Raw genomic sequence first — 13,392 nt, forward strand, 5'->3', positions numbered from 1 at the left:
TCTACCCGGCCGCAATACCCGTGATGAGGGTGCGGCCGCCGATCACCTGAGTGGTGACCATCTGCTTGCTGTAGGTGGCCGGTTGGCCATCGGGCCGGTACTCGGTGACCTCGACCGAGTACCGCCCCTGCTCGAGGGTCAGGACACGAACGCAGTGCGTGGTGCCCTCGGCGACGCTGTCGATTCCGCGTTGGATGACCGATACCGGAGGGACGGCCGCGCCGGGCGCAACCACTTCCCATGCCAGCACTGCGGAACGGTCGACGTAGTAGGAGTATTGGAATCGCAGGATCGCATCAGGGCCGGAGCCGGTACCTCCCGCGTCCGCCCCGCGCACAACCTCGTGGGTGCGTTCGGTGGGACAGCGATCGACCGCACCGACGGCGGAATCGGAGCTGCCCGCGGTGAACTGCACCGCGGTGGCTTCACCGGCCTGCCGATCGCCCGAGCCGCCGAGCAGATACAGCACGCCGGCCGCCGCGGCGGCCAGCAACAGCACCGTCCCGATCAGCACCGCAAGAGTGCGCCCGCGCCCGACCCCGGAACGCTTCCCGGCGGCGCGCAGTTCGCGCGTCGTTCCGAGCCGGACGGGTTCGGCGATCTCCGGATGCTCGTCCTCCGGCCACGGGAACCGGACCACGTCGCCGTCGCGCGGGGTGTAGTCGTCGTCGGGCCCCGGTGCCCGATCGGCCACCCAATCCGACCAGCCGCCGGTGAATTCGCTGCGTCGCACGGGCGGGTCGGGAGGGTCGACCGCCTCGTCGTCGTGGATGTAGTCGGGGTACCTCGCGGGGCCGTCGTCCTCGTCGGCGATCGGCGCGCTCTCCTCGGCGGGGCGTGCCGGGGCGCTCGAGCCGGTCTCCGGCTCGAGCGCGCCGTACCAGCGATTGAGCTGTTTGTACGACTTCAACATTCCCCCATTCCCGCAGATCGGGGCACGTGGTATCGCATCGTCGAACCCTCTCGGCGATCAGTTCGTGGAGAACGGGTAGCTAATGGGTGTGTCGGGTCGTTCGGTCGGCTCGATCCGTTCGGTCGTCGCAATCGGTTCGGTGGTTCGGTCCGCAGTCGCGCCGCCAAAGGAGGCGCCGTCGACTCCTGTCCCAAACGGAAATTGTCCCGTACCGGATTCCTCAGGTGAAGGCGACGCGCCGGAGTCGGGCACGGCGAATCCCGGTGCCGGAGCCTGCGCGGTGCCCGAGCCCGCTTGCGGCGTATTGCCGGAACCGAAGGTACCGGCCAGATCCCGGGCGACGGCGGCGAACCAGTCGGCGACGAAGGTCGTCGGTGCATCCCCGTTGGCGGACACGGTGGCCGTGCCGTAGGCGCCGTGACGTTGAACCGTATCCCAATAACGCACCCACGTGGTGGTATTGAGCAGCTCTTTGTTGTCGGTGATGTTCTGCACCACCGCGTCGAAGGCCTGGTTCACCAGCCGGACGCCGGTGGTCGGCGGAATGAGCTGCGGGATTGCGCCCACCAGCTTGGTGCCGAGCATCAGCAGTGCGGCCGGCGGATTGGACAGCCCAGCGGTGGCCAGATCGGCGATGGCGGCCGGGTTCAGCACCGAGCGCACCACGGTGACGACCGCGTTCAGGCCGATCATCCCCACTTTGAGCAGCCCGCGCAATGCGGCCGGGATGTCCAGCGGTGTGCGCGGATCAGCGGCGTCGGCCAGACGCTCGGAGATCGACTTCTTCGGCGAGATGGACAGATTCGCCAGCGTATTGCCCTGTATATCCTCGTTGACCACCGTGGTGGCGGTCTTGATCGAGGTGTAGGCAAGCGCCTGCGCGATCGACACCAGGGAGGCGACGGGGTCGCCACCACTGAGCTTGGCCTGGCCCGCGATATTCGCGACCGCCTTCAGGATGGGCGCGCCTTCGGGGGCGTCGCAGGCGAGATCGCCTGCCGCGCAGAAGCTGGCCACCCGCCCGGTGAGCGCGCCGAAGTTCTCCGCCTTGTCACGTTCGGGACCGATGCCGCCGCCGCTCGCGGGAACCTGCGGCAGCGCGACGATCTCGGCCAGCTCGCCGCCCTCGGTACCGGGTGCGGCATCAGGTGTGGCCTTGCCCGGCGCGCCCGGGAACAGCGGCGCGCCCGGGTTGCGGGTGGGGTCGGCGAACAGCGCGACCGCGGCGACCTTTTCGGCGGGCAGCACACCGGAGCCCTGCCCGACTTCCTGAGCGAACATCGATGCGACGTGCGCGCCTTGGGAGTAGCCGACGATCCCGAACCTGGTGTCCGGGCAGCGCGCGGCGACCGATTTCGCCATGGTGCGCAGCCTCGACAACCCTCCGGTTACCGATTCCGAATACGGTACGACCCCACCGCCGGTGGCGCCACCGAATCCGGATTCGTAAGGCACGTAGGCACGGTCGACAAGCCCGTCATCTGGCGCTTTGGCCATCATCGGCATGAAGACCGTCGACAGCATTCCGGTGTCGGTGGTGGGTGCGGCATCCGGGGACGACTGCCCCGTACCTTGAATTCCCAACGCGTACAGCGCAGGACAGCTATCAATCGGCAAATTGGTCGACGGGCCTGCGGGAACGGGTGCCTGTGCCGCCGCAGCGCCACCCGCGACCGTACCGGCGGTAGCGGTCGACACAGCGACGGTGAGCGCGACCAGCATCCCCGAAAATCGTGCCGTGCATCCAGCCATAGCGACCCGCAATCCGTATTGCAGCAGTTACCCAAGCGCCGTGAAACGCAATAGACCGTAACAGATTCCGGCTATCACCGCTGAAGCGGTGGAAAGTTTACAGGACCCACCGCCCGCCCCCGGATACGCCACGGCGCGGCGAATGAGACCCATGGCAAAGTTTCCGAACTCGCCGGGATGCTTGCCAAGCCCCCATGACAGAGCAACGGGCGGGGCGGAGCCCGCAGAACCTCAGGGAGCCAGGCTGCGCGGCGCGTGATTCAGGCGGCGGAGGTGACCCGGTAGACGTCGTACACGCCCTCGACATTGCGGACGACGTTGAGGATGTGCCCCAGATGTTTCGGATCGCCCATCTCGAAGGTGAACTTGCTGATCGCCACCCGATCACCGTGTGTGGCCACCGACGCGGACAGGATGTTGACCTTCTCGTCGGCGAGCACCTTGGTGACATCGGAGAGCAACCTGGTGCGGTCCAGTGCCTCGATCTGGATGGCGACCAGGAACACCGACGACGGCGACGGCGCCCACTCCACGTCGATGATGCGTTCGGCCTGAGCCTGCAGCGATCCGGCGTTGGTGCAGTCGATCCGGTGCACGCTCACCGCGCCACCGCGGGTCACGAAGCCCATGATCTCGTCGCCGGGCACCGGCGTGCAGCATTTGGCCAGTTTGGCCACGGTGCCCTCGGCACCGGGGATGAGCACGCCCGCATCGCCGGAGACGCGTTGGCGCGCCGGGGTGGTCGACGGTGTGGAGCGTTCGGCGAGTTCGTTTTCCACATCGCCGATGCCGCCGAGCTGCGCCATCAGGCGCTGGACGACGTGATGCGCGGAGACCTGGTGTTCGCCGACGGCGGTGTAGAGCGCGGAGATGTCGGTGTAGTGCAGCTCCTTGGCGACGGCATTCATCGCGTCGACGTTCATGAGCCGTTGCAGTGGCAGCCCGACGCGGCGGACTTCCTTGTTGATCTGCTCTTTACCGCTCTCGAGCGCCTCTTCGCGACGTTCCTTGGCGAACCACTGCCGGATCTTGGCCTTGGCGCGGGGCGAGACCACGAAGCTCTGCCAGTCGCGGCTGGGTCCGGCGTTCTGTGCCTTCGAGGTGAACACCTCGACGACTTCGCCGTTCTCCAGCTGTCGTTCCAGCGCGACCAGCCGCCCGTTCACTCGCGCACCGATGCAGCGGTGACCGACCTCGGTGTGCACCGCGTACGCGAAGTCCACCGGGGTGGATTTCTGCGGCAGGGTGATCACATCACCCTTGGGGGTGAACACGAAGATCTCCGGCGCCTTGAGGTCGAAGCGCAGCGACTCGAGGAATTCGGCGGGATCGGCGGCCTCACGCTGCCAGTCCAGCAGCTGGCGCATCCACGCCATGTCGTCGACTTCGGCGGTATCGCTGGTGTGCTTGCCGCGGGTCTCCTTGTACCGCCAGTGCGCGGCGATACCGAATTCGGCGGTGCGGTGCATGTCCTGGGTGCGGATCTGCACTTCGAGCGGCTTGCCGTCCGGTCCGACGACGGTGGTGTGCAGCGACTGGTAGACGCCATAGCGCGGCTGGGCGATGTAGTCCTTGAACCGGCCGGCCATCGGCTGCCACAGCGAGTGCACGACACCGACGGCCGCGTAGCAGTCGCGCACCTCATCGCAGAGGATGCGGATGCCGACCAGGTCGTGGATATCGTCGAAGTCCTTACCTTTGACGATCATCTTCTGATAGATCGACCAGTAGTGCTTGGGCCTGCCCTCGACGATGGCGTTGATCCGGCTGGCCGCCAGGGTGTTGACGATCTCGGCGCGCACCTTGGCCAGGTAGGTATCGCGCGAGGGCGCGCGGTCGGCGACCAGGCGCACGATCTCGTCGTACTTCTTGGGGTGCAGGATGGCGAAGGCCAGGTCCTCGAGCTCCCATTTGACGGTGGCCATACCGAGGCGATGGGCCAGCGGCGCGATGACCTCGAGGGTCTCCTTGGCCTTCTTGGCCTGCTTCTCCGGCGGCAGGAACCGCATGGTGCGCATGTTGTGCAGCCGGTCGGCCACCTTGATCACCAGCACGCGGGGATCGCGGGCCATCGCGATGATCATCTTGCGGATGGTCTCGGCCTCGGCGGCCGCGCCGAGGTTGACCTTGTCCAGCTTGGTGACACCGTCGACCAGGTGCGCGACCTCGGCGCCGAAGTCGGCGGTGAGCTGGTCGAGCGAATACCCGGTGTCTTCCACCGTGTCGTGCAGCAGTGCCGCCACCAGGGTGGTGGTGTCCATGCCGAGCTCGGCCAGGATGTTGGCCACGGCGAGCGGATGGGTGATGTAGGGGTCACCGGACTTGCGGAACTGCTTGGCGTGACGCTCGTCGGCGACATCGAAGGCGCGTTGCAACAGCGTCAGGTTCGCCTTGGGATACAGCTCGCGATGCACCGTCGCCAGCGGCTCGAGCACCGGCTTGACCGCCGCGATTCCGCGCTGGCCTGTCATCCGCCGAGCCAGGCGCGCCCGCACCCGTCGCGACGCCGAGGTCGGCACCGCCGCAGTGCCACCCTGGCGCACCACCTCGGGATTGGGTCCAGGGGTCGCGGGCCGGGCGGGTTGGGCCGCTGCACCATCGGACGAGGTGGCCGCGGCACCGCCGGGCCGCGAGGCAGCCGATTGCTCGACGTTCGCCTCGCCCAGATGCTGTGTCATGCCACCACCTCTCCACGCCGTGGCCGGGACCTCATCCGACCACCGCAACCTCCCAGACCATCAACTCTAGCCCCCGCTTCCCCGGACCGTCCCACAACAGGTTGCTCAGGCCAATTTCTGGGACCATCGTACCGATGCGCAACGTTCAACCGCGCACACGGCACCTATACTGCCGAGATGGACACGTTGACTCGTGTGCGGGCGAGCTGCCTGCGATTACCCGAGGCCGGCGAACGTATGAGTCACGGATCCCCGACGTTCTTCGTGCGCGCGAAGAAGTCGTTCGCTGTCTACGTCGACGGCGGCTATCACGAGCCAGGACCGACACTGTGGTGCCCGGCACCGGAGGGTGTGCAGGAAGAATTGATCGACACCGAACCCGAACGATTCTTCGTACCGCCCTACGTCGGGCACAGTGGATGGATCGGTGTGCGGCTCGATGTCGATGCCGATTGGGATGAGATCGATGCGATCATTCGCGATGGGTACCGCAGAGTTGCGCCGAAAAAGCTGGTGGCACAACTGGATTGACGGTCAGGTTCGTTCAGCCGTTCACTGATCGGCACCCGGCAGACGGATGCCGTGGCCGCCGGTAGACGGCGGCCACACGCCTATCAGACGGTAACGATGGCTGTCAGCGGGTAATCACCCTGACGCTTACGCCCACCGAGCGATTCCAGTTCCAGCACGACCGCCGCGGCGACGATCTCGGCGCCTGCCTGGGTGAACAGGTCGGCCGCGGCAGCGAGGGTGCCGCCGGTGGCAAGGACGTCGTCGAGGAGCAAAACCTTGCGGCCGACCAGGTCGACGCCGTCGGCGGGGATCTCCAGAGCCGCTTTCCCGTACTCGAGGTCGTATTCGCGGGTGACGACCGGCGGCGGCAGTTTGCCCGCCTTGCGCACGGCGAGCACGCCGGTGCCGAGGGTGGCGGCCACGCCCGCGCCGAGCAGGAAGCCGCGGGCGTCGACGGCGGCGACCAGGTCGGCGTCGGGGGCGCTGGCGGCGAGGCAGTCGATGACGGTGCGGAAGCCCTCGGGATCAGCGAAGACGGGGGTGAGATCGGCGAAGCGGACGCCGGGCTCCGGGAAATCGTCGCGCCAGCGGGTCAACTGATTGACGACCTCCGCGGCCTTGCCCGTCCGCTCGGCGACTGCGTCGTCGGATTCGATCGCCGCGTGCTTGCTCATCGACACCTCTCCATAGTCACATCACCCACAACACCTTGTCACCGCTTCAGTACCCACCGGTCCATGTTCCAACCGGTACCCGCTTGGGTGGGGGCCGCGATGCCGTTCTGCAAACCGCTGCCGAAGGCGATGGTGCGCGGCGTGGCGAACAACGGGATGCTCGGCAGCTGCGCCCACAGCAGGTTCTCGGCCTCGGTGAGCAGATTCAGTCGTGCGGTCGAGTTGTCGTCGGCCGCAAGCTGATCGGTGATCGCATCGTAACGGCCGTTACCGAATCGCCCGAAATTCAGCCCGCTACCGGTCCGCAACGCGCTGGTCGCGGCCACGCCGTCCAATGAGCCCGCGGGGCCGGGGACGCCCGCGGTACCGGCCAGCACGGCATCTACCCCGCCCGCGGCCAGCTGCGCCGGGCGGAAATCGGGCGCGCCGGCATCGACCACGGTGATACCTGCGGGTTTGCAGGATTCGGCGATCTTGGCGATGGTGCGGGCCCGGCGATCATCGGGGGTCTGATAGCCGACGCGAATGGTCAGCTCCGGTGCACCCGCTGCCGCGAGGGCTGCCTTCGAGCCCTCGATGTCGGCCGCACGGAAAGGCTCCGCGGCGCCGCTGACAGCCGGGTAGTAGAGCGAATCCTGTTGGACGATATGGGCGTTCAGTGGTCCGGAGCCGAGACCGGACTCCGGGGCCTCCGGCACCTTGCCGATCTCGTCGAACAAGGCCCGGCGCGGCACACAGAGTGCCAAGGCGCGCCGGGCGTCGACCGAGGCGAGCACGCCGCCGGTGGACAGCACCAGTTGTTCGGCGCCGCGCCCCGGCACCTGCTGCACGGAGAAGCCGCCCAGGTCGAGGTCTTTGACCGACCCGGAACCGATATCGACGACGCTCACCGCGCCCTCGCCCACTTTGGCCGCCAGATCCGTCGACTTGGGCCACACCACCACGCGACCGGTCTCGGGCTTATTGCCCCACCAGCGTTCGTTGGCCACCAGTACCAGACCCTCGTCTGCGCTGAACGATTCGATCCGGTACGGCCCCGACGACGGGAACCGGCTCGCGTCGAGCTCACCCGGTGCCAGCGTCCAGCCACCGTTCCAGAAGTCGGCCAGCCGCTGGATGGCGCCCGGATCACCCGACTGCACCGCCGACACCACATTCGGCACATTCGCCGCACGCGCCGCGATATGCGCGGGCATCAGCTCGCCTGCGGTGAACAGGTTCCGCCAGTCGAGATAGCGGCGGTCCGGCCGGAACACGACCGTGGCGTCCTTGGAACCGGGCAGGCATTCCACCCGCTCGATGTCCTCGTAACCGGCCGTGCTCGCGGCGTCGAACAGCGGCACCGGGCCGCCGTCGCCAGGCCGGGTGAACCGGCCGCTGCGGGCCGCCCAGGCCAGGATCAGGTCGTCGCACGAGGTGGGTACACCATCGGAGTACACACCGTCGGGATTGAGCCGGTACTGGATGGTCTGCGACTCCCCCGGCACCTCCTTGGCCGTGCCGACATCGGTGTCGGCGATCTGCTGGCCGTCGGGGCCGGTGTAGAAGAAGCCGGTCAGTACCCGCCCGAACACCGCGGGGGCGCCGGTACTCGCGCCGAGCGTGCTGCCGCCGTTGTAGCTGGCGACGGCCGCGTCGACGGCGAACCCGATGGACGGGACCTGGCTCTCACTCGAACATCCGGCCGCCAGCCCGGCCACCACCGCCCCGGCGACCGCGGCCGCGAGCAAGCGATGCGGCCGGCGCGCGAAACCTCGCGGCTGTCGCATGAACCGAACCCCCTGTCGTCAGTGGCTCTTCCGGTGACGTTTTCCGCTCGGCCGAGTTCCGGGGCGCGGGCCGGTGTCGCGGGTACGACGCGGCGTTTCGGAGACCTCGCGGCCTGCCGCGGACCCCGCGCGACGCTCGCCTGCCGCCGCGGCCTTGGCACCCGCCGCACCCGAGCGCTTGGCCAGCACCTTCTTGGTGTGCGCGGCCACCGGGCCCCAGCGTTCCTTGATCGACACCAGCACCGGCACGGCGAAGAAGATCGACGAATACGCGCCGACGATCATGCCGACCAGCTGTACCAGCGCCAGATCCTTCAGGGTGCCGACACCGAGCAGCCACACCGCGATGACCAGCATGCCGATGATGGGCAGGATGCCGATCACGGTGGTGTTGATCGAGCGCATCAGCGTCTGGTTGGCGGCGAGGTTCGCCTGTTCTGCGTAGGTACGCCTGGTCAGGTGCAGCACGCCGCGGGTGTTCTCCTCGACCTTGTCGAACACCACGACGTTGTCGTAGAGCACGAAGCCGAGGATGGTGAGCAGACCGATCACCGCGGCCGGGGTGACCTCGAATCCGACCAGCGAATAAATGCCCGCGGTGACGACCAGGTTGAAGAACAAGGACGCGATCGCGGCGATCGACATATCTCGTTCGAAGCGGATCGCAATGTAGATCATCGTCAAGACCACGAAGACCAACAGCGCGATCACCGCTTGCCTGGTGATCTGACTGCCCCAGGTTTCGCTGATCTCGGCGATGCTGATCGCATTGCGCGTCACCTCGCCGTCGGCGTTCTTCGGCTGGAACTCGTCGAACAGCGCGGTTTGGAGTGCTGCGGTTTGCTCTAGGTCCAGGGTCTCGGAGCGGACCTGGATGGTCGCGGAGTCGCCGGAGCCGACCTTCTGCACCGTCACCGGCTCATGGCCGATGGTCTCGGTATAGACGTCCTCGACCTGTTGGGTGGTCGCTATGTCGGATGCGGGCAACTGAATACGCGAACCGCCGGCAAAGTCGATTCCGAGGGTGAAGCCGCGCACCGCGATACTGAGAATCGACAACAGCAGGAACGTCGCGCTCAGCATGTAGAAGAACCGGCGGCGGCCGACGATCTCGAAACCACCGGTACCGGTGTAGAGGCGTTCGAAGAAGCCGTGCTGCGGGGCCCGCGAACGGTTGGGGGCGTCCGGCTCCAGGGTCGGGCTCGAAGTGCTCATCGTGCGGTCTCCTTCACCAGCGCCGGTCCGCCCGCGCCGCGTTCCCTGGCTATCTGTTGCATCACACCGAGACCGTTCACCGACGGCTTCGCCCAGAACGGCGAGCGCGCGGCGAGCATCATCAGCGGTGCGGTGACCAGATAGAGCACGATCACGTCGAGCACGGTCGTGAGGCCGAGGGTGAAGGCGAAGCCCTTGACCTGCCCGGCGGCCAGGATGTAGAGCACGACGGCGGCGATCAAGCTGACCGTCTTACCCGAGAGGTTGGTGCGCTGAGCACGGGCCCAGCCGCGTGGTACCGCGGAGCGGAAGCTGCGGCCCTCACGCATCTCGTCCTTGATGCGTTCGAAGAACACGACGAACGAGTCGGCGGTCATACCGATACCGATGATCAGACCGGCGATACCGGCCAGATCGAGGGTGAACCCGATCCAACGGCCGAGCAGCACGATCAGTCCGTAGACCGCAATACCGGCCGCGACCAGCGACAGCCCCGCCAGGAAGCCGAGCATGCGGTAGTAGAGCAGGCAGTACAGCAGGACAACGACCATGCCGATCGCACCGGCGATCAGACCCGCGCGCAACGAGGACAGACCGAGCGTCGCGGAGACGGTTTCGGCCTCCGAGGTCTGGAACGACAGTGGCAGCGAGCCGTACTTCAGGGTGTTGGCCAGCTCCTTGGCGCTCGAGGCGGTGAAGTTGCCCGAGATCTGCGTGCTGCCACCCTGCTGGGGGCCCTGCTGCACGACCGGCGCGCTGACGACCTGCGAGTCCAGCACGAACGCCACTCGCTTGTAGACGTACTCACCGGTGAGATCGGCCCACGCCTGGCTACCGCTGGACTTGAACTCCAGTGTGACCTCGTGACGGGCCTGCTGCTGGTTCAGACCGGAGGAGGCGTCCTTGATCTCCTGGCCGTCGATGCGGCTGGGGGCGAGCAGGTAGACCTCGGTGCCGTCGGTCGAGCAGGTCACCAGCGGCTTGGCGGGATCGTCGTTACCGGCCAGCGGATCGGGCTTGCTGCAGTCCATCGACGCCATCGCGGCCTGCTGCGTCGCCGGGTCCTCGCTCTGCCTGATCGCCTTGGCAGCGGCGATCTCCTGCTGCGTCTGCTCCTGCGGCGTCAGATCCGCGTCGTCGGCAGGGGGCGCCGGCGAGGGCGTGGGTTCGGTCGGCGCCTGTGCGGGGAACACCCGGTTCTGCGGTGCGGGAGCCTGGCCGGTCTCCGGCGCGGGTGCGGTGCCGCCGGGAGCGGGTGCCTGACCGGTCGTGCCGGGAGCCGGCGCCGGAGTGCCCTGGCCCGGCTGCGGCGCCTGCCCTGCGGTCGCGGGCGCGGCCTGCAGCACCGGCCGGATGTAGAGCTTGGCGGTGGTGGCCAGCGAGCGCGCCTGCTGGCTGTCGTCGCCGGGCACGGTGATCACCAGATTGTCGCCATCGATGACGACCTCGGATCCCGAGACACCGAGACCGTTGACACGGTTCTCGATGATGCCCTGGGCCTGCTTCAGGCTGTCCTGGCTCGGTTTGCTGCCGTCAGGCGTACGTGCTGTCAGCGTGACCCGGGTGCCACCCTGCAGGTCGATGCCGAGCTTCGGTGTCGGGGATTGGTCACCGGTGAAGAACACCAGCGCGTAGATCACGGCCAGCAGCGCGGCATAGACACCGAGCAACCTGAACGGATGCGCCGATCCCTGGGAAGGTGGCACAGTTGGTCATCTCCTAGGCGGAAGTCGAGGTGGAACAGGCGGGGCACACGCCGATGACGCCGGGTGCCGTGCGGTTATCCGCAGGTGGGCATCCGGCGCATACGCGGACGGTCAGTCCTTGGTCAGCCGGGTTTCGGTCTGCTCGGCGGATTCCTCGGTGGCGGTACCGGGCGCCTCATCGGCCTCGGTGTCACCGGTCGTCGTCTCATCGGCCTCGTCGTCGATGCGAACCTCACGGATCGCCTGACGCAGCCAGGTGGTGACGACCTCCTCGGCGATCTCGAGATCGACGGTCGTTTCATCGGCCTCGACCACGGTGCCGTACAGACCCGACGTGGTGATGACCTGGTCGCCGACCTTCAGGCCTTCCTGCATCGTGGCGACCTTCTCGGCTTCCCGCTTCTGGCGGCGGACGCCGAGGAACATCGGTACGAGCAGGGCTACCAGCAGCAGCGGAAACAGCAGTTCCATCGTCGAAGTCAGTCCCTAGTCTGTGGGGTGGGAATGGACAGGTACTCACACAGTCTGCCAGCTTCGGTCACCGGCACCACACCCGCACACCCTGGAGGGACGTGCGGGCCATGCTGCACGGTAGCGCGCGGCAGCGGGCCCCGCGACCGAAACATCGGTGGCGGGGCCCGGGTGCGGACATATCAGGCGCTGTGGCCGTAGCTGTAGTCGTCGAGCGGGAAGCTCACCGCTTCCCGGTGCGCGTTGATGGTGCTGGTCGGGCGTAGCAAGGCTGCCTCCCCGTGCTGGTTGAAGTAGTAGCTGCGCGCGGTCGAGCAGTCGCCGCCGTAGAACACCGAGTTGTCGAGCTTGGTGGTCACTCGGTCCAGGAACTCGGTGTTGGCGCGCTCGCTCACCTCGAAGGTGGTCTCGCCGCGCCGGAACAGCTCGGCGAACAGCCTGCCCATATGTTTCATCTGCGCCTCGATGGTGGTGAAGTAGGACAGCCCGCTGTAGGAATAGGGGCTGTTGAGGCTCAGGAAGTTGGGGAACTTGGGCACGGTGATGCCCTCGTAGGCCTGGAAACGATTGTCGCGCCAGAACTTTCCGAGATTCACCCCATCGCGTCCGATGATCTCGATGGCCGGGAAGTTCACGTCCCACAGGTTGAACCCGGTGGCAAGGATGAGGGTGTCGATCTCGGTCTTGTGCCCGTCGGCGGTGACGATGCCGTCGGGTTCGATCCGCTCGATCGAGTTGGTCTCCAATCGCACATGCGGTTCGTTGAAGGTCTTGAAGTACTGGTTGGAGAAGGTGGGTCGCTTACAGCCGAAGTCGTAGTGCGGGGTGAGCTGCTTGCGGGTCTGCGGATCGCGGACCTGGGCACGCAGATGGGCCTTGGCCAGCAGCGCCGCGCCCTTGTTCATGAGTTTGGCCTGCTTGAAGTGCAGAACGCCGACCACCATCAAGGCCTCGAGCATGCTGGTGTTGACCAGGCGCGCGGCCTTCTGCGTCAGCGGGGCCGAGGCGAACAGCTTCTGCACCGGCGCCGGAATCGGCGCATCCACCTTGGGCACCACCCAGATCGGGGTGCGCTGGAAGACGGTCAGCTCGCGAACCTTCTTGGCCACCTCGGGGACCAGCTGCACGCCGGTGGCGCCGGTACCGATGACGGCGGCCTTGCGATCGGTGAGATCGACACCGTCGTCCCACGCGGTGGTGTGGATGATCTTGCCGGCGAAGGATTCGATACCGGGGAACGGCGGCGTGTAGGGCTGGGACAGGAAACCGGTGGCGGCGAGTAGGTAGCGGCCGGTGAGAGTTTCCCCGCCGGCGATCGAGACCACCCACTGCTGGTCTTCTTCGTCCCAGCGGGCGCCGTCGACGACGGTGCCGAAGCGCATCCGGCGGCGCAGGCCGTATTTGTCGGCGACGTGCTCGGCGTACTTCTTCAGTTCGGCACCCGGCGCGAACAGCCGCGACCAGTACGGGTTGGGTTCGAAGGAATAGGAGTAGGTCACCGAGGCGATATCGACGGCAAGGCCCGGATACCGGTTCACATGCCAGGTGCCGCCGAGATCGTCTTCACGCTCCAGGATGACGAAATTACTCAGGCCGAGGCGGTCGAGCTCGATACCCGCCCCCATTCCGCCGAAACCCGCACCGACCACGATGGCATCGAACTGAGGCGCCACGTCGAACCTCCTGTTATCTGAACCGACT

10 protein-coding genes are annotated in these 13,392 nt (G+C 67.0%); 1 reads left to right on the top strand and 9 read right to left on the bottom strand.

What is annotated here, in order from left to right; genetic code table 11:
* Nucleotide 1: 1 nt before the first annotated feature.
* The 3 genes from ACFXNW_RS09630 to ACFXNW_RS09640 form a co-directional block, all read right to left on the bottom strand.
* Nucleotides 2-913, bottom strand: coding sequence for a hypothetical protein (locus ACFXNW_RS09630; RefSeq protein WP_379417187.1), 912 nt, complete (start codon nt 911-913; stop codon nt 2-4).
* A 57-nt stretch (nt 914-970) separates the two neighbouring features.
* A complete protein-coding gene (locus ACFXNW_RS09635) occupies nt 971-2,635 on the bottom strand; it encodes a cutinase family protein (RefSeq protein WP_379417188.1) in 1,665 nt (554 codons plus the stop codon).
* A 290-nt stretch (nt 2,636-2,925) separates the two neighbouring features.
* On the bottom strand, nt 2,926-5,343 hold the full coding sequence (locus tag ACFXNW_RS09640) for a RelA/SpoT family protein (RefSeq protein ID WP_379417189.1): 2,418 nt from the start codon (nt 5,341-5,343) through the stop codon (nt 2,926-2,928).
* Nucleotides 5,344-5,520: 177 nt separating this feature from the next.
* Between ACFXNW_RS09640 and ACFXNW_RS09645 the strand changes: the two genes are divergently transcribed.
* On the top strand, nt 5,521-5,874 hold the full coding sequence (locus tag ACFXNW_RS09645; protein ID WP_379417190.1) for an MmcQ/YjbR family DNA-binding protein: 354 nt from the start codon (nt 5,521-5,523) through the stop codon (nt 5,872-5,874).
* Between the two features lie 83 nt (nt 5,875-5,957).
* Here the strand turns inward: ACFXNW_RS09645 and ACFXNW_RS09650 are convergent, their stop codons facing one another.
* The 6 genes from ACFXNW_RS09650 to ACFXNW_RS09675 all read right to left on the bottom strand — a co-directional run bounded on the left by ACFXNW_RS09650 (nt 5,958) and on the right by ACFXNW_RS09675 (nt 13,364).
* A complete protein-coding gene (locus ACFXNW_RS09650; RefSeq protein ID WP_379417191.1) occupies nt 5,958-6,530 on the bottom strand; it encodes an adenine phosphoribosyltransferase in 573 nt (190 codons plus the stop codon).
* Between the two features lie 38 nt (nt 6,531-6,568).
* Nucleotides 6,569-8,299, bottom strand: coding sequence for an ABC transporter substrate-binding protein (locus tag ACFXNW_RS09655; protein WP_379417192.1), 1,731 nt, complete (start codon nt 8,297-8,299; stop codon nt 6,569-6,571).
* 18 nt (nt 8,300-8,317) lie between these two features.
* Nucleotides 8,318-9,514 carry a protein translocase subunit SecF gene (gene secF / locus ACFXNW_RS09660; protein WP_379417193.1) on the bottom strand — a complete coding sequence of 399 codons (1,197 nt, stop codon included), beginning with the start codon at nt 9,512-9,514 and terminating at the stop codon, nt 8,318-8,320.
* Complete coding sequence (gene secD, locus ACFXNW_RS09665) at nt 9,511-11,220, bottom strand: protein translocase subunit SecD (protein WP_379417194.1); 1,710 nt, start codon at nt 11,218-11,220, stop codon at nt 9,511-9,513. Before secD ends, secF begins: the two co-directional genes overlap by 4 nt.
* Before the next feature lie 111 nt (nt 11,221-11,331).
* Nucleotides 11,332-11,691 carry a preprotein translocase subunit YajC gene (gene yajC, locus ACFXNW_RS09670; RefSeq protein WP_379417195.1) on the bottom strand — a complete coding sequence of 120 codons (360 nt, stop codon included), beginning with the start codon at nt 11,689-11,691 and terminating at the stop codon, nt 11,332-11,334.
* Between the two features lie 182 nt (nt 11,692-11,873).
* Entirely contained in the window at nt 11,874-13,364 is a 1,491-nt protein-coding gene (locus ACFXNW_RS09675; protein ID WP_379417196.1) for a flavin-containing monooxygenase, read from the bottom strand.
* Nucleotides 13,365-13,392: the final 28 nt, after the last annotated feature.

The organism is Nocardia sp. NPDC059180, from assembly GCF_042754945.1.
Lineage (GTDB): Bacteria > Actinomycetota > Actinomycetes > Mycobacteriales > Mycobacteriaceae > Nocardia.

Bases quoted from the DNA above. Each gene is read 5' to 3' on its own strand.
- yajC (WP_379417195.1), bottom strand. From the start codon at position 11,691: ATGGAACTGCTGTTTCCGCTGCTGCTGGTAGCCCTGCTCGTACCGATG.
- ACFXNW_RS09645 (WP_379417190.1), top strand. From the start codon at position 5,521: ATGGACACGTTGACTCGTGTGCGGGCGAGCTGCCTGCGATTACCCGAG.
- ACFXNW_RS09655 (WP_379417192.1), bottom strand. From the start codon at position 8,299: ATGCGACAGCCGCGAGGTTTCGCGCGCCGGCCGCATCGCTTGCTCGCG.
- ACFXNW_RS09635 (WP_379417188.1), bottom strand. From the start codon at position 2,635: ATGCTGGTCGCGCTCACCGTCGCTGTGTCGACCGCTACCGCCGGTACG.
- ACFXNW_RS09650 (WP_379417191.1), bottom strand. From the start codon at position 6,530: ATGAGCAAGCACGCGGCGATCGAATCCGACGACGCAGTCGCCGAGCGG.
- secF (WP_379417193.1), bottom strand. From the start codon at position 9,514: ATGAGCACTTCGAGCCCGACCCTGGAGCCGGACGCCCCCAACCGTTCG.
- ACFXNW_RS09630 (WP_379417187.1), bottom strand. From the start codon at position 913: ATGTTGAAGTCGTACAAACAGCTCAATCGCTGGTACGGCGCGCTCGAG.
- ACFXNW_RS09640 (WP_379417189.1), bottom strand. From the start codon at position 5,343: ATGACACAGCATCTGGGCGAGGCGAACGTCGAGCAATCGGCTGCCTCG.